This window comes from Telluria sp. RB2R28 (assembly GCF_059685835.1).
In genome coordinates this window covers 252,045-266,881 of record NZ_JCASIK010000004.1, presented here as the reverse complement: position 1 = coordinate 266,881, position 14,837 = coordinate 252,045, and the positions used below count along the sequence as shown (strand labels likewise).

13 protein-coding genes and 2 pseudogenes are annotated in these 14,837 nt (G+C 56.2%); 12 read left to right on the top strand and 3 right to left on the bottom strand.

Annotated elements, in window-relative coordinates; all coding sequences use genetic code 11:
- Window positions 1-3,237, bottom strand: coding sequence for a protein DpdE (gene dpdE / locus AC56LV_RS16930; RefSeq protein WP_499559297.1), 3,237 nt, complete (start codon window positions 3,235-3,237; stop codon window positions 1-3).
- Window positions 3,238-4,010: 773 nt separating this feature from the next.
- Here dpdE and AC56LV_RS16925 point away from each other — a divergent pair.
- The 3 genes and pseudogenes from AC56LV_RS16925 to AC56LV_RS16915 all read left to right on the top strand — a co-directional run.
- Window positions 4,011-4,235 (top strand): AAA family ATPase, encoded by a 225-nt coding sequence (locus tag AC56LV_RS16925; protein WP_499559295.1) that lies wholly within the window; start codon window positions 4,011-4,013, stop codon window positions 4,233-4,235.
- Between the two features lie 289 nt (window positions 4,236-4,524).
- On the top strand, window positions 4,525-4,782 hold the full coding sequence (locus AC56LV_RS16920) for a hypothetical protein (RefSeq protein WP_499559293.1): 258 nt from the start codon (window positions 4,525-4,527) through the stop codon (window positions 4,780-4,782).
- Between the two features lie 15 nt (window positions 4,783-4,797).
- Window positions 4,798-5,073 (top strand): annotated as a pseudogene (locus AC56LV_RS16915) (AAA family ATPase); the annotation flags it as partial.
- Window positions 5,074-5,119: 46 nt separating this feature from the next.
- Here the strand turns inward: AC56LV_RS16915 and AC56LV_RS16910 are convergent.
- Window positions 5,120-5,620, bottom strand: a complete 501-nt coding sequence (locus tag AC56LV_RS16910; RefSeq protein ID WP_499559291.1) for a VUT family protein — start codon at window positions 5,618-5,620, stop codon at window positions 5,120-5,122.
- Between the two features lie 566 nt (window positions 5,621-6,186).
- On the opposite strand from AC56LV_RS16910, the gene AC56LV_RS16905 reads away from it, so the two are divergent.
- The 7 genes from AC56LV_RS16905 to AC56LV_RS16875 all read left to right on the top strand — a co-directional run bounded on the left by AC56LV_RS16905 (window position 6,187) and on the right by AC56LV_RS16875 (window position 12,311).
- On the top strand, window positions 6,187-7,152 hold the full coding sequence (locus tag AC56LV_RS16905) for a DUF6884 domain-containing protein (RefSeq protein WP_499559289.1): 966 nt from the start codon (window positions 6,187-6,189) through the stop codon (window positions 7,150-7,152).
- Window positions 7,145-8,269 (top strand): DGQHR domain-containing protein DpdB, encoded by a 1,125-nt coding sequence (gene dbpB, locus AC56LV_RS16900; protein ID WP_499559287.1) that lies wholly within the window; start codon window positions 7,145-7,147, stop codon window positions 8,267-8,269. The genes AC56LV_RS16905 and dbpB (AC56LV_RS16900) overlap by 8 nt, the downstream gene beginning before the upstream one ends.
- Complete coding sequence (gene dpdA / locus AC56LV_RS16895) at window positions 8,266-9,555, top strand: tRNA-guanine transglycosylase DpdA (RefSeq protein WP_499559285.1); 1,290 nt, start codon at window positions 8,266-8,268, stop codon at window positions 9,553-9,555. Before dbpB (AC56LV_RS16900) ends, dpdA begins: the two co-directional genes overlap by 4 nt.
- On the top strand, window positions 9,552-10,664 hold the full coding sequence (dbpB, locus tag AC56LV_RS16890) for a DGQHR domain-containing protein DpdB (RefSeq protein WP_499559283.1): 1,113 nt from the start codon (window positions 9,552-9,554) through the stop codon (window positions 10,662-10,664). The genes dpdA and dbpB (AC56LV_RS16890) overlap by 4 nt, the downstream gene beginning before the upstream one ends.
- Window positions 10,665-10,678: 14 nt before the next feature.
- A complete protein-coding gene (queC, locus tag AC56LV_RS16885; protein ID WP_499559281.1) occupies window positions 10,679-11,380 on the top strand; it encodes a 7-cyano-7-deazaguanine synthase QueC in 702 nt (233 codons plus the stop codon).
- Between the two features lie 74 nt (window positions 11,381-11,454).
- Window positions 11,455-11,817 (top strand): 6-carboxytetrahydropterin synthase, encoded by a 363-nt coding sequence (locus AC56LV_RS16880; protein WP_499559279.1) that lies wholly within the window; start codon window positions 11,455-11,457, stop codon window positions 11,815-11,817.
- 53 nt (window positions 11,818-11,870) lie between these two features.
- The gene (locus tag AC56LV_RS16875) at window positions 11,871-12,311 is read left to right on the top strand and encodes a hypothetical protein (protein ID WP_499559700.1); all 441 of its coding nucleotides are present in this window, start codon (window positions 11,871-11,873) and stop codon (window positions 12,309-12,311) included.
- A gap of 78 nt (window positions 12,312-12,389) precedes the next feature.
- On the opposite strand, the pseudogene AC56LV_RS16870 reads toward AC56LV_RS16875, so the two are convergent.
- Window positions 12,390-12,551, bottom strand: a pseudogene (locus AC56LV_RS16870) (IS6 family transposase); the annotation flags it as partial.
- A gap of 1,572 nt (window positions 12,552-14,123) precedes the next feature.
- Between AC56LV_RS16870 and AC56LV_RS16865 the strand changes: the two are divergent.
- Window positions 14,124-14,642: a helix-turn-helix domain-containing protein gene (locus tag AC56LV_RS16865; RefSeq protein WP_499559278.1), complete on the top strand. Its 519-nt coding sequence runs from the start codon at window positions 14,124-14,126 to the stop codon at window positions 14,640-14,642.
- Between the two features lie 2 nt (window positions 14,643-14,644).
- Window positions 14,645-14,836 carry a hypothetical protein gene (locus AC56LV_RS16860; RefSeq protein ID WP_499559276.1) on the top strand — a complete coding sequence of 64 codons (192 nt, stop codon included), beginning with the start codon at window positions 14,645-14,647 and terminating at the stop codon, window positions 14,834-14,836.
- Window position 14,837: the final 1 nt, after the last annotated feature.

Sequence of the window (14,837 nt, the reverse complement as noted above, 5' to 3'; positions counted from 1 at the left end):
TTACTCGTCCAGGAAAGGATAGGAATTGCCCAGGAAGATGGCGCCGGCCGAGTCGAGCCGTATCGACGGCTGCAACAGGCCGGCAGCGAGCGCTTGGTCGATGGCTGCCTGGCGGACCGCCTCGGCTTGCTCCGCCGCGCGGGCACTCCCCGACAGACGCGCGATCCTCGCGTCCAGTTGGCTCTTCTTAAGCGTGTGCATCTGGCTCATTCGCTGCAGCGACGCCGTCACATGCTCGGCAAATACCGGTCGAGTGAGCAAGGAGGACTGCGCCTTGTCGCGTGCTGTATGGCACAACTCAGCCCAATTTTCAGGCGCCAGATCGCGCTTCTCCAGCGTTACCCATCGCTCCGGATTAAGGTTGAAGTCGCGCCCTGGCTGTTCGTCCCCGGGACGTCTACGGTAGGTTTCCAGCAGTTCAGCGGGAGGTTCGTCAATCCAGCGCATCTGGTCGTCAAGCCAGACGCGAACGTACAGCGGCGGCATGATGCCATCGGCGACGCGCCGGATGGCACGGGAGCCAACAGCGCTATGTAATTCGTCAGCCGCGTCGATCACCGTTTCGGCACCCGCGATCGAGGCCTCAACAAGAAAATCGAACCGGAAATACAGGTCGACTCCACTGTCGTTGCGGGGCACCGCATGGGGACGATAACGCCACATTGCGAACACGCGTCCGCGGTCGTCCTGTTCAACAAAGTCGGTCAGTGCGTCAACGAATCCGGAACCATAGCGAAGCACGCGGGCGTGCTGGCGCTCGGCCGCCAGCGCCGTCGAGCGCCGATAGGTGTAGGGGAAAAGAAGCGGCGTCTTGCTGCTGCAACCGACTGCATCCTCGTCCACTTCGCGACCGAAACGGTGAATGAAATCTTGTACCGTGACAAGCGTTTCACGCGACTTGTTGTACGCGTATTCGCCGCGGAACAATTGGTCGCCCTGCACCGGATTTTTAAGAGGCAAGAGCCGCTTTCCGAACTGCAGCGTCTGAAAAGCGAATCGATCGACGACCTCGCCAAAACGGCGCCAGTCCTCGTCTGCCTCCTCAAGAACCTCGAATGCTAATTTGTCGCCCTCCCCTACTAGTGAATCGAGCCGATCCTGCTGGTCGATACGGCGCATTTCCCGGCGCACCAAGCCTTCATCGCCCTGCAGGCTGGCCGTGAGCGCGTCAATATGTGCCAACCCGCCGTTCAGCCAACCTTCCGGCAAGTCGCGCAGTATCTGGTCCACCAGGTATTGCAAGCTGGCGACTGACTGCGAAAATACGCCGAACCCAGAATCGAGGCACGTGATCCACGCCCGCTCCAGCAGGTGATTTGTTTCCGCCAACGCAAACGACCGAATATCGTCGCCCGCACCGAAGCGGTCGACCCGGCCGAGTCGCTGCTCGATCGTATTTGGGGACAAAGGCGTATCGTAGTTGACTACCATCTTCCGACCGCCATGGAGGTTCAGCCCCTCTTCGGCGTCACGGTCGCAGACAAGGATCCGGCAACCCTCGTCGTCGTGGAAGCGATGCCACTCGGCCCCACTGTCCTCATCGACTTCCGAAGCGTGGCGTTCCGCCTGGCGCCCGAATTCGTCGCTGAGGCGTTCATACACGAGGTCCGCCACTTCGCTGTCACCACAGAAGACGACTACTTTGCCACGGCCACGCAGCAACTCGTCAATGCCGTCCACGAGACAAAGCAGGCGCGCCTCATCGGCCACCACACCGGCGCACGCTTGCTCGAACTCAGCCAACGCCCTAGCCAACTCGGGATACGCAGGAAGCATCAGACGCGTCAGGGTTGCACGCGATGCGGCAACTCCCGGACTGAGCGCGGCCTCGAGCAATGCGCGCAGCAGACTTAAGTCCGTTGCCGCATCGCTGTTGGCAACCGCGACGCGCAGCGCTTCCAGGGTGCCTGCCCAATATGCCGACGAGGGACTGTCGTATTGCCACACCCCCAAGCCAGCGCGACTAGGCGTTGCCCAAGGCACGGCGCTGCGGCGGTTGCGCATGATCCGGCGATGCAGACGGCAGGTCTCAGAAAGATGGGTACGCACCTGGTCCAGCGCGGTCAAGAATTCCTCATCCTCGTCACCCCGATAACGCTCCAGAACCCGCTGCAGTTTCTGGACATAGCCAGTCAGCAGTGGGTCGCCCGGAAACGCCTCGAGCAGGCGATCGAGGTACTCGTCAAGATTGAGCCATTCGTTCGGCGTGAGCGCTGCCACCGTTTCCGCCACGTCCTGCCGCGCTGCAATTCGCCGCCGGAATCCGCCGATGTCGTCAAGTGGGAAAATAACCGGGTCGAGCAGATGCACCATCCGCAGAAAGCCCGCCTCGTCCACCAGGGCGGGGGTCGCGGACAGCAGCAGCAAGCGCGGGATCGATGGCGCAAACCGCAGAAGAATTTGGTACAGTGCGTTGCCGCGGCCTTCTGCCTGGTTCGACAGGTGGTGGGCCTCGTCGACGACCAGCATGCCCGCCGTTCCGATCTCGTCGCGAATCCGGCTTAAGTTGTTAGCGCCAACCACGTGCAGAAAATCATCGAGCAGGTCGCCAAGCAGGAAGCGCTGACTGAGTTCCTGGCGCCATTGTCCGACCAGCGGCGGCGGCACCACCACCAGCACCCGGGCCGTTTCCGGCTCGTCCAGAAAAAATTGGCGGATGAGTATGCCGGCTTCGACCGTCTTGCCTAGCCCTACCTCATCAGCCAGCAGGTAACGCTGCACCGGGTCGTGCAAAATGCGTCGCACCACTTCAAACTGGTAAGCATTTAGCTCGATCTGCGAAGACAACAGGGCGCTGATCCCTTGAGTGGCTACGCGCTGGGCCGTGACGGCGGCAAGGAAGTCGCTGCGCGCATCGGCGAACAGCGGAGTTTCAACGATTTTCTGGGCCAGGAAACTGATCGGGTCGCAAATCGGTGCTGTCCAACGCACGAACACGTCCGCTGCGTCAACCAAGAGGGGATCAGCGTTGGGCAACTGCACCAGAATACGCTCCCCTTCGCCGTTCAGCACACGCCCTACCCGCCACCCTCGGCCATAGGACTGGACGAAGACACGGGTTTGCGTAGGCAGATCCACCTTCCGGACTTGCGCAACCGGAACCCAATGCGCAGGCGGATCGGTGTCCCCAGGAACGTCGAAATACTCGAGAAGCACTTGCCCCTTGCTACGTTGTGCAGACTTTGCAAAGCCGCGCAGACGCAACCCGCCACCGTTTTCTACTCTGAAGAAAGCCATGCGATTCCCGAGGTGTTCACGACGCCGACCGGCACCATGATGTTGCACTCGGTTGTCGAGATTGAATTATAGCAACTTAAACGCTTCGGCAAAACGCGACGATAAAAAAACGACACTCGGCTTGTTAGATTTTTTCACTTGCCAAAACCGAAAAAGGCGCAGTTGGATTATTAGCGATCCTTAATACATGCGGAATAATGTGTACTTACATCGCCGATGTCTATTGTTTAGCGACAAAGACATGCCGCGTCAAGACAGCGACAAATCTACGTCCCATCGTTATTGACCAGCAATAGCGAAAAGAACTTGCCCACGCCGTTTCTGCGCCGTTGCGTCTTCCACCACATCAAGTTCCCCGAGCGGGAAAACAGACTTCGCCTGACCGAGATTGTCAGCGGCAATCTGGGAAAGGCGATCTCGCCTTTGGAAATACAGATTCTGGGCGTGGTTAGATTACGATTTGAGTTTGGGCATGAAGCCTGCGGAAGCAGTAAGGAAATATTTGCGTTCCAAAGTCTTTGACGAAACAGCCGTGCAAGCGGTTTCAATCGGCGAAGAGAGACCTCTTGGAAATAACCGAACGGCACGGGGTCGCGCCGCGAATCGTCGGGTGGATATCAAAGAACAGGTAACCATGAGCCAGTGATGGCAACAGCAGGATGAGCTTGGGCTTGCAGACATGTGGCGGCGTACCGGTTCACCAATATTAGATTAGCCATGGTACCAGAATAGCGTCGAGATCCAAGTGGCCGACACTGGACAATTACTAATGAATGGCTTCCCTTTTTAACCTGAATCCGGCTGCCGCACTCGGGAACCGCCCCCCACCGACTCGACATAACAACAGCACTCCTGAAAGCAACATGAGAATCACAAAAATCGAATTCAGCAATTACAAGGCGATGCAGGATTTCACCTTAGACCTGGGCAAAATCAACCTTCTAGTTGGAAGAAACAACAGCGGCAAATCGACGCTCCTGAGCGCGCTGCGGATATGAATATGCGATGCGCATAGCCCAGGGCCGCACTGCGACCCGCGTCGAAGATGCCAAGTGCAAGATGACGATGGGCCAGCACATTCCGGAAGCGAACCTTCCGACATAGATCGAAAACGTTCATACCGACTACACCGACGTCAGCACCCTTATCACATTCACGCTGGAAAACGACAACAGTCTCTTCCTGCATTTCCCACGAGACGGTGGCTGCATCCTGTACTGGGAAGCCGCCAAAACCATCTCGCCACCTGCACAGTTCCGGCAACAATTTTCATTGCGGATCCGCGCTGTGCCGGTGCTCGGCCCGCTTGAACAGGAAGAGTTGCTCGTCATTGATGAAACAGTTAAGCGTGCCGCTGGCACGCCAAGAGCGGCACGGCACTTCCGCAATTACTGGTACCGCAACCGCGAACGTTTCCCCGACTTCCGCGAGATGATCGAGTCGATCTGGCCCGGCATGTCGATTGCCATGCCTGAGCAGCATGCCGAGGACCGGCGCCTCGTCATGTTCTGCACCGAGCGCAGGATCGATCGCGAATTGTTCTAGGCGGGGTTTGGCTTCCAAATCTTATGCCAGCTGCTGACCCATCTGGCCCGGCCCGAGGACGCCGACCTCATCGCCGTCGACGAACTGGAGGTTTGCCTGCACCCGGATGTGCAAAGGCAGCTGCTATCCCTGCTGCGGACCTTGGGCCCATCCATCCTGCTGACGACGCACTCGGCTGCTGTGCTATCTGGAGCGCAGGCCGGTGAGATCCTGCTGGTCGATAGGGGGCAGAATGCGACGAGCAAACTGTCAGGCGGAGGTGGCGAGCATGTACACCGGTTGAGTAAGTAGCCTTCGCATGGGCAAGGCTATTGGCCTCGCTTAGGTCGAACTCCGCTCAGACTGCTTTTGGCGGCGCAGGACGCCTAATTCGTGCAATTAACAGCGCCCATACCATGCCTCCAACGATCTTAGCCGCAAGCTGTGCAACTACGATCCAAGGCAGCGCGGCGCCGAACGCTAGCAATGGAAAGACCAGCGAATCGACGGTAGCGCCGACGACATTGGACCCGTTGGCTCGCACCGACCAGGAGCGGCCTACCAACAGTTGATAAGCGGCAGCATCCGCCAACGATGCCAAGCTAAACGCAGCCACCGATGCCATGGCGATCGCACCGCTTGCTGGGTTGAGCGCATAGGACACGAGACCGGCCACTACGATCAGAGCAAGCATGCGCGGCCAAAGATGTTTTCCACGCCATTGATCGTGCAGGCTGTCGCGCAGGGTCAGATCAAGCCCGATAAAAAGGAAAGCGACGATCGGCATGACCTCTGGGCCGAACGAGGCAACAGCCATGTTGGCGGCGACGAGCGTAGCAATGTAGATGATGTAAGGCATAGTTAATCTCTCAGACGCCAGCGAAATCCGCATAAAAACGGATTTCCCACTCCCGCCTGTACCCTAGCCCTACTACTGTATGGCTTCTAGAGGAGAGATCGGGGTGCAGGAAGAGTTAGCAACATCGAGCCTGTGCCCCTGTTCACGATTTTAACAGTGTAGATGGTGGCTGAACTCGAGCGTATGTAGTCTGCTGGCAAGCAAACGCGCAGGATATCAGATGGCCTTTAGACACGTCGTCAATTCTGCAGTTGCTCCCTCAGAGCTGTCGCCGTTCTCCAGCCTCTGCACCGCGCTTTTGACCAGCCCCCTCCCCTTCTTAGTGCTGTCCAACATCTCGGCAGTCACGGGAGAAGGAGCGTTTCCATCGCGCAGTTGGTGCGCTTCGGCCGGCTTCGCTGCATGAGCCCCCCCAGCGCAGCACCAACAGTTTTCGTGTACTTGCGTTTAAAAACCCAAAATAACTGCGCCCGCCCTTTCCTGACCTAGCAATTAAGTGCAGTAGATGAGAAAATACAGCTGTGCCAAACTGCGGCTTCCCAAACTTTTAATCCAGCAATTCTACAATGACACAAGCACGCGACGTAATCGTCATCACGAGTTGCACGAACAGAAAGAAAAAGGCCGGTACCGTGCTCGCGCTCGAGGGTACGGACACTGCCGCTTCGCTGTTTGAACTGGCGCGAGTCTGGAGTCAGCAGGTTCAGACCCTCAGCAAGAGCGAGACGCAGGTCGCTGTCGAATTGTATGCAGGACGTTCCATCACTGAAGCGAAACGCGCAGCAGAAAGCCTCTCGGCGCCACTCTACATTGTGTCTGCGGGACATGGCCTGCTGTGTCCGGAGGACCATATCCCGTCTTACAACGTCACAACGTCGCCAACTGCGGATAACGCGCTGCATCAGTGCTTGCTGCGACTAGGTAAGTCGCCGGCTGACTGGTGGCAAGCGCTTATTCATGCAGTCGGAACACAGCGATCCCTCACCGAACTTGTCGCGCGATTCCCAGGCGCCACCGTGCTCCTTGCTGTACCGTCGGCCTATCTGGGCTTGTTGGCGCGTGAACTAGCCGACCTGAGCGAAGGTGATATAGCGCGACTGCGCATCATTACGTCGCCGCACGGAGCGTCAACGCTGCCGGCGCGCTTGCAATCGACAGTCATGCCGTACGACGAGCGCCTGGAAGGTCTGGACACCTATGCGGGAACACGTAGCGATTTTCCTCAGCGTGCGTTGCGCCATTATGTCGCTGTTCTGGAAGCCTACTCCTTGCCGCTCGAGGAGGCTCGTCGACAGGTAAGTGAAGCCATGGCTGCCCTGCGCAAACCGGTCTTACCGGAACGCCAGCGCAAGACGGACGAAGAAATCATGGCGCTGCTACGCAGTAACTGGGAACGCCTCAATGGAAGATCCACGACCATGCTGCGTTTCCTGCGTGACGAAGCCTTGATAGCCTGCGAACAGTCGCGTTTCCGCTCGCTTCGCCAGCACATCCTCACAGAGCTCAACAATAAATCAGGTACCCATGGATAAGCAGGAACTCGTCGTGCGGGCACTACACACGACCCAAGGGGACGGACAGGATGTCTACGCCTTTTTCATTCGCGGCGGCGATATCGTAAGGATTGCCGACATCTCTCGCATCGAACGGGACGAACATGACGTTGTTAAAGGATTCCAGCGCCCGGAGATTCAACAGCATGTCAAGGGCATTACCGACTACCTTGACCAGGGCAACGTGCTGTTTCCCAATTCGATCATCCTCGCGATGTCACCCGAAGTGCGGTTTACCGCGTCACGCGGCACCCGCCCGAACCGGGATGAAGGCGTCGGCCAAACCGGCACCCTCACGATCCCGATCTTCGAGGCGGGGAACCGGGTCGCCTGGATCGTCGACGGCCAACAGCGTTCGATTGCCCTCTCCCGCTCGACCAACCAGTCCTTCCCGGTGCCAGTTGTAGCCTTCGTTTCGGACAACCTCGAAGTCCAGCGCGAGCAGTTTGTCCTGGTCAATAAGGCCAAGCCATTGCCGCGGCGCCTAATCGATGAACTGCTTCCGGAAACCCGAAACATCTTGCTACCTCGAGACCTGCGCAAGCGCAAGGCGCCGAGCGAGCTGTGCAACTGGCTTAACCGGAACAACAAATCGCCGTTCTACAACATGATCAAGCGTCCTTCAGACAAGAAGGACGAAGGTGCGCCCGTGATCACCGATACCGCCGTCGTCGAGATGATTCGCCAAAGCCTGTCTAATCCATTGGGCGCACTTGCGCCCTACAAGCCGACAGATACAGAACCCGGCGATGTCGACACGATGTGCACGATCTTGGTTACCTACTGGTCGGCAGTGCGCGATGTGTTTCCAGAGGCTTGGGGGAAAGATCCTCGCCAGAGCCGACTGATGCATTCGGCAGGCATTCTGGCGATGGGTGTGCTGATGGACCGGATCTATGCGCGTTTATCTGGCGCTAACGAGTCCTACGCAGCTGTACGCAAAGAGGTGGAGAGGGTTGCCCCATTTTGCCGCTGGACATCGGGCGTGTGGGAATCCATCGGATTGCGCTGGAACGATATCGAAAGCACCTCCCAAGACAAGAAGCGCCTCCAGGAAGCACTGGTGCGCGCATACATTACTGAAGCAAGAAAATGAAGTTTCTCTATTCTGACACCCACGACTATGTGGATCCTGGGTACGACTTTGAAAACGACCGCAATGCGCCGAAGCGGCGCCGTTATTGGGATGATGCATACGCACATCAGATGATGAGCCCGACACCGTACGATGGTCTACTTGTTGCAATGAGCGCGGTGCGCAAGGCTCCTGGCGTAGCCAACTCCAAAGTACGATATTCGACCGCAGAGGAACAACGCCTGCTGCGTGACGGTGCGCGCAAATTCCTTCGCCTTGATGCCCCTGAGTATAAAGATGCGATGGTTATGGGCGATTGCGGCGCGTTTGCTTACGTCGACCAGGAAAAGCCTGCCTTTTCACCGATGGAGGTGTTCGAATTTTATGCCGACGCCGGATTCACGCACGGCGTCTCGCCGGACCACATCATTTTTGCATGCGACACCGGTAACCCGCCGCTCGAAGCCATGAATCGGGACGTGCGTTACCGCTATGAACTGAGCCTCGAGAATGCGCGCGAATTCATGCGCATTTGCAGTGCCGAAGGCATGCCATTCGTACCTATGGGTGCAGTGCAAGGATGGTCTCCTCATAGCATTGCACAGGCAGCAAAGCAACTGGAAGACATGGGCTACCGCTACCTTGCGATTGGGGGCCTGGTACCGCTGAAGGTGGACGTTATCCACAAAGTACTACTGGCGCTACGTGACACGATCAAACCGGAAACCGACATCCATCTGTTGGGTTTCGCCAAAGCCGACTCGATCCAGGATTTCACGGGCTATGGCATCACCAGTTTTGATTCGACCTCTCCACTGATCCGGGCGTTTATGGATGAAAAGGCAAACTATTACATGCCAAACAGCGACGGTGGGCTGGACTACTACGCTGCGGTTCGCATTCCACAGGCTGTCGAGAACTCTCGCTTGATGCGAGGTATCAAGCAAGGCATCTTCAACGCGGAGGATTTGCAAAAACGCGAGGCGATCGCCTTGACGGCGCTACGCATGTTCGACAAAGAAAAGGAAACTCTGGAAGCTACGGTCGAAGCAATTATGGATTACCAGCAGTTCTTGACCCTAGACGGCGATAGCGACAAACACCAGAAAAGCCTGAAGAAAACCAAGGAGCGTGTGGAGCGCACTCTGAAAGACGCTCCCTGGAAACGATGCGGCTGTGACATTTGCCTCGATATCGGTGTGGACGTCATCATTTTCCGCTCGGCAAACCGCAACCGCCGGCGCGGGTTCCATAATCTCGGCGTCTACCACCAGCACGTCCAACGCATCCTAGAGAAAAATTTGTGAAAAACTACCATTTCAAAGCGATTCGTGCCCAGCAAGCCGAAGGGCACGACGTATTTTGCTTCGCCGCGGAGCCGGCCGATGTACTTGCTTTTTCCGAGATAGACCGCGTTGGCCGCGATGACGCAGGCGAACTGAAAGGTTTCCAGCGCCACCAGGTTGCGCCGCACATTAAGGAAATTCGCGATTACCTCACGCGGGATGACGCATTGCTGCCGAACGCGGTTATCGTCGCCTTCCTCGGCAACGTCACGATTACGGATGTGGGATCCGGCATTGTCGATGTGACGATCAGCGTGCCTGAAGGGGCAAACCGCCCAGGATTCGTCGTCGACGGCCAGCAGCGCCTGACCGCACTTTCAGGTATTCGCAAGCCCGGCTTCCAAGTATTTGTCGCTGCCCTGATCTGCAAGGACTACAACGAACTGGTCCAACAATTCGTATTGATCAATAACACCCGTCCCTTACCCAAGACGCTGATTTACGAATTGCTGCCAAACGTTGATGGCCTACCCGAGCGTTTTACGAGCCGCAAATTTGCTGCCCGACTGGTCGACCGTCTCAATTTTCGTCCTGATTCAGTGCTGCGCGGCGAGGTTCGCCAGCATACCAATCCAAAGGGCGCGTTAAGCGACACCGCGATGCAGAAGATCGTGTTGAACTCTGCTTCTGACGGCGCGATCCGTGACCTGATCCAAGAGAGCAATCTCACGCCCGAGAGTATGAAGGCGCTTGAAGAGGCCTCCTTTCATCTCTTCAACGATTTTTTCAAGGCCGTTATTGAAGTTTTTGGTGAAGAGTGGATAGGTATGAATCCAAAGACGTCCCGCCTGCGTCATGGCGCGGGCTTGGTCGCAATGGGCTTCGTTATGGATCACTTGTGCTCAGCCGACCTTCAGGGCTGTAGCAGTTACTATGACAAGTTCGTCGCCGGACTCAAGGCACTCAAGCCACATACGGCTTGGTCGCGTGGTAATTGGCAACTGGGCGATGTGCTCACGACGCCCTGGAACGGTATCCAAAACACGCCGACCGATATCAACATACTGACGAATTATCTGATTCGTTCGCTTAAGCGCAGCTTGCGCCACCTTCAACAGGCTGCCGCTTAGGAAAGGGGCCAACGATGACAAGCACAGCTTTAGTTCTCTTTTCGGGCGGGCAGGATTCCACGACTTGCTTGGCGTGGGCACTGCAGCGTTACGAGCACGTCGAAACGATCGGTTTCGATTACGGTCAACGCCATGCAGTGGAACTCGTTTGCCGGAAAGACATTTTGGCAACGCTACGTGCCCAGTTCCCAGCATGGGCAACCAAGCTCGGCGACGACCACATGCTAGACATGACGCTACTGTCGACAATCAGCGACACGGCAATGACGTCCGGACGCACCATCAAGATGGAACAAAGTGGCTTGCCCAACACATTTGTACCCGGCCGAAACCTGTTGTTCTTTACCTATGCTGCGGCAGTCGCTTACCGTCGAGAGCTAAAGATACTTGTCGGTGGCATGTGCGAAACTGACTACTCTGGCTATCCCGACTGCCGAGACAACACGCTTAAGTCTCTGCAGGTAACGTTAAGCTTGGGCATGGATTATCCTTTGGTCATCGAAACGCCGCTCATGTGGCTCGACAAGCGTCAGACCTGGGAAATGGCGAAAGAGCTGGGCGGCAAGACGCTCCTCGAAATCGTACGAGAGAGGAGCCATACCTGCTACATCGGAGAGCGCAGCAATATGCACGAATGGGGCTATGGCTGCGGCATTTGTCCAGCGTGTGAATTGCGCATGAATGGGTATAAAAGCTTCAAAGAGACAGCAACGTGAACAACTCGGCAAAAAACCGTGCAGCAACGGACACCATCGGCACGACCTAACCGCCATTGAGAAAATCGCACCAAATGAAATACGAACTTAGTCAGAAATTTTACTTCGAAGCCGCGCATACCTTGGAGCGGGCAGTCGATATTGAAGGAAGTAGGCGCATTCATGGCCACACTTATCATGCCGAGATTACGCTTGCCGGTGCGCCCGATGCCGCGAGCGGGATGCTTGCTGACCTAGGCTTCGTGCGGAGTGAAATCGCCAAAGTGAGAGATTTGCTTGATCACAGGTTTCTCGATGAGATAACGACCCTCGGCCCGGCAACATTAGAGAATTTGTGCCGCTTTATCTTGGCCGAATTAGGAGAAGCACTACCCGCACTTGTAAAAGTGTCCGTTGAGCGCCAAGCGAGTGGTGATCGTTGCTGCTTATCGAAATAATAGCTGACTCTATGCAGATTTTTTTAGCATTTAATTCACATTAGGGAGCGGATATGCAGCCAATTATAGAACCGAACGCATTTTCATCTGGTAAGTGCGTGCGTGAAATTGCGTTACGGATCATGCATATGTCGGAAGCAATTCATCACGCATTACGGCAACTGACCTCGGTACCATCTACCGAAAATTCCGGTACGTCACCATATGCCTTACTGACAGAAGAATATGCCCTTCGTGCCCGGGTCAGTATCCTCCTGATCGAAGCAGATCGATTGGCGCGCCCAAGCTTTCCGGTACGCCAGACCACCGTACTCGACATTCTTGGACAGGTCGAAACGACGTTATCGCAAGCCAACTCTGCAGATGACATGAACGAACTCATTGCAAGCCTGTTGCTCTTTACAAGTTCGATCATTTCTCGCCGCAACCACATCATCGCGGTTCTGCTTGAAAATCTGCAGCAAACGGTTGCAGAATTGCAGGCCAACCGTTAGACGCAAGCACGACTGGATTATTGTTTGCACTGGAGCAGTAGTCATAGTACTAACAATGGCCAGACTGCTCGAACTGAGCTTGTGTTTCCGGGCCATCTTCTCGATGAGCGGCAGGAAACGAATCGCCCGCCGGTTGATCGAAGAATGGTCGACCGCCACGCCGCGCTCTTCCATCATGTTTTCGAGGTGCCGGTAGCTCAGCGGATAGGCCGCATATCAGCGGATGCAACCAAGGATCACATCGGGTCACGCGCCGTAGCTTCCCTGGTTGGCCCCTCGACGCTCCCTAACGCGACAGAGCCTCAGCAATGTCGTCCGCCCAAGTTGCGGCTTCAAGTCCTGAGAACTCGACGGATATCCGCTACCGGCCAAGCTAGTCTACCGTTGACACGAACCGGCCGTAGAGGTCCTGTCTCGGAAGATGCCCATACGCGCAGCGTCTGCGGCTTTCGCCCCAGATGGTAAGCCGCACATGCGGTATCTACGTGGGTCCGCCGCTCGAACTCAAGTGACGTAAAGCTGGTCCATTGCGAAGGGTGTCCTTCATGCTCACGTTGTGCAGCGCCCTGCTGTTGCTGATTCATTTATCCTCCCAGAATTCAACGTCCTGCGACCGTTCCGTCCCCAAGGTCAGAACGATGTCGCCCGAAACCACGCCCAAAAGTGCCGGGATGAGGAATCCCAACTTCGAAACATCGATTTCGTATCGCAGCCCTCATTGGCGTTACGGCGATACCGAGGTGCTTTGAGCACCAGTCGCCCGGCTCCCAGTCGCCAGGTCTGAACTCTCACGCCGTTCCCGCGTAGCGCATCCTGCCGAACAGGCAGATCACCCGTAGCGCTGGCACGGGTTAATTTCTCTTTTTTGATAGGGATATGCTGTTCGACAACCGGTCATCTCGTTTGGCTGATGGGCCTCAGTGGGCCGAATCTGTAACTACTTTTGTCTTCGATGAATTGGGAACGACGACGAGCTTGAGCTATTGCCTTGCCGGGCAAACCGTCGCGATAATTTGATTTGACCGATCCGTCATCCGCTTGCTGAGAGCGGAAAACGGTAGTCTAAAGAGGGCGAAAAGAAAATCGCTACGCCAGAAGGCGAGACTTGCAGCCACCACACTGGTGGGCGATTTGTTGGGGCGCTTCACTTTAAGGAGTGAAAGCTTGGGTAAAGTTCCGCAGAGCGAGCCTACATAGTAGGGCAGAAGAGGTTACAAGTCAACAATGGTAAGTTCCAATGGGCAATTTCAGCTCTCCTTCGCTCGTGCACTAATCTGCTTTCGCGATCAAAGCCGAGTCTCGCCATACACTCCCTCCATCGACGCATCAGGAAAGCTATCGCATCAGTTTGTCAACGTTCCCATGAGAGCGCTAGCCGACGCTAAAGTGCGTCGAAGAATTTAATTTGCAACCTGGAAACCAAGTCGCTACAATTATTGCGTCGCCCAGCGGCAATGCTCCCATCGCCAGGCATTTCGCCTGCTCAAACAATCTTAAATCGACCTCCTCAGGCCTTTCATTGGCTTGCATTGGAGCGTCATCTCAATACTCTCTTGAGCCACTCGCCCACTGCGAGTAGGTCTTCATCGTCATACTCCTCGGCAACTCGTCAGTGCCGCGATAACTCTTCCTTCAAATTTTCTGCGCCCAGCGTAATCGTCCGTGATCGGCTCCACGGTTTGATTATCCGCTCGAACGCACAACAAAATTTCCGGCCGTGCGACCGGGCAGAAGATGAGTTTTGCCTCTTCTAGTTCGCACCTACCTGCAGTCCCATTTCGAGCCTGGACGCACATAGTCGACGAGGAAGATATGTCCTTTACCCCGCACGAGTTACATCAGCTCGCAGTCACGTTTCCGCGTGCACACGCTGCTCAGATCAGCGCGAAATCAGCAAAATATGGAGTGTCCCGAGAGGATATCAGGCAGGAGCTCAGCCTCATCTGTCTGGAACAAGGTTCAAAATACGACCCAGCCAAAGGCAACCTAGAGCCGTTCCTACTCGGCTATCTGGACAAAAAGCTGCGCCAGCAACTAGGCGCTCACAGCGCCGCTATATCGATCGACAGTGACGACGGCGCGCAGCAGCTCATCGAGAGCCTAGCCGTTCCTACGGACGACGACGGCGAAGCGCTACCCTCGTCCGCCCCGAACGAGCCCGGCGTAGCCAAAATCTTGTCGGTCGCGCAGTTCATAAGCGGTAAATCGAGCTCGGAGCTTGCGCGCCTTCTCCAAGTCACGCCACGCCGAATACGTCAGATCCTTCAACGGTTACGAGAGCAGCAAATGGCCTCGAATCAGTTTGAACTCGTCCTTGAGGAGAAGTGCTAACCATGGAATTGCTCGAAAAAAAATACGCGCAATTGCGCAACGAGGGCGCGCAGGTTACAGCCCTACGTCAAGACCGCTCCCGGGCATTAGTCCATACGATGCGATCGCCGATCCTGCAGTTGATCGACACATGCCGGAAAGCTGGAAATTTGTGGCCACTGGCCCTGATCTCGAAGCCGGAAACGGTCTACTAGA

Coding starts and splice junctions, on each gene's coding strand:
- dpdE (WP_499559297.1), bottom strand. CDS start 3,237: ATGGCTTTCTTCAGAGTAGAAAACGGTGGCGGGTTGCGTCTGCGCGGC.
- AC56LV_RS16925 (WP_499559295.1), top strand. CDS start 4,011: ATGGCTTCCCTTTTTAACCTGAATCCGGCTGCCGCACTCGGGAACCGC.
- AC56LV_RS16910 (WP_499559291.1), bottom strand. CDS start 5,620: ATGCCTTACATCATCTACATTGCTACGCTCGTCGCCGCCAACATGGCT.
- AC56LV_RS16905 (WP_499559289.1), top strand. CDS start 6,187: ATGACACAAGCACGCGACGTAATCGTCATCACGAGTTGCACGAACAGA.
- dbpB (WP_499559287.1), top strand. CDS start 7,145: ATGGATAAGCAGGAACTCGTCGTGCGGGCACTACACACGACCCAAGGG.
- dpdA (WP_499559285.1), top strand. CDS start 8,266: ATGAAGTTTCTCTATTCTGACACCCACGACTATGTGGATCCTGGGTAC.
- queC (WP_499559281.1), top strand. CDS start 10,679: ATGACAAGCACAGCTTTAGTTCTCTTTTCGGGCGGGCAGGATTCCACG.
- AC56LV_RS16880 (WP_499559279.1), top strand. CDS start 11,455: ATGAAATACGAACTTAGTCAGAAATTTTACTTCGAAGCCGCGCATACC.
- AC56LV_RS16875 (WP_499559700.1), top strand. CDS start 11,871: ATGCAGCCAATTATAGAACCGAACGCATTTTCATCTGGTAAGTGCGTG.
- AC56LV_RS16865 (WP_499559278.1), top strand. CDS start 14,124: ATGTCCTTTACCCCGCACGAGTTACATCAGCTCGCAGTCACGTTTCCG.
- AC56LV_RS16860 (WP_499559276.1), top strand. CDS start 14,645: ATGGAATTGCTCGAAAAAAAATACGCGCAATTGCGCAACGAGGGCGCG.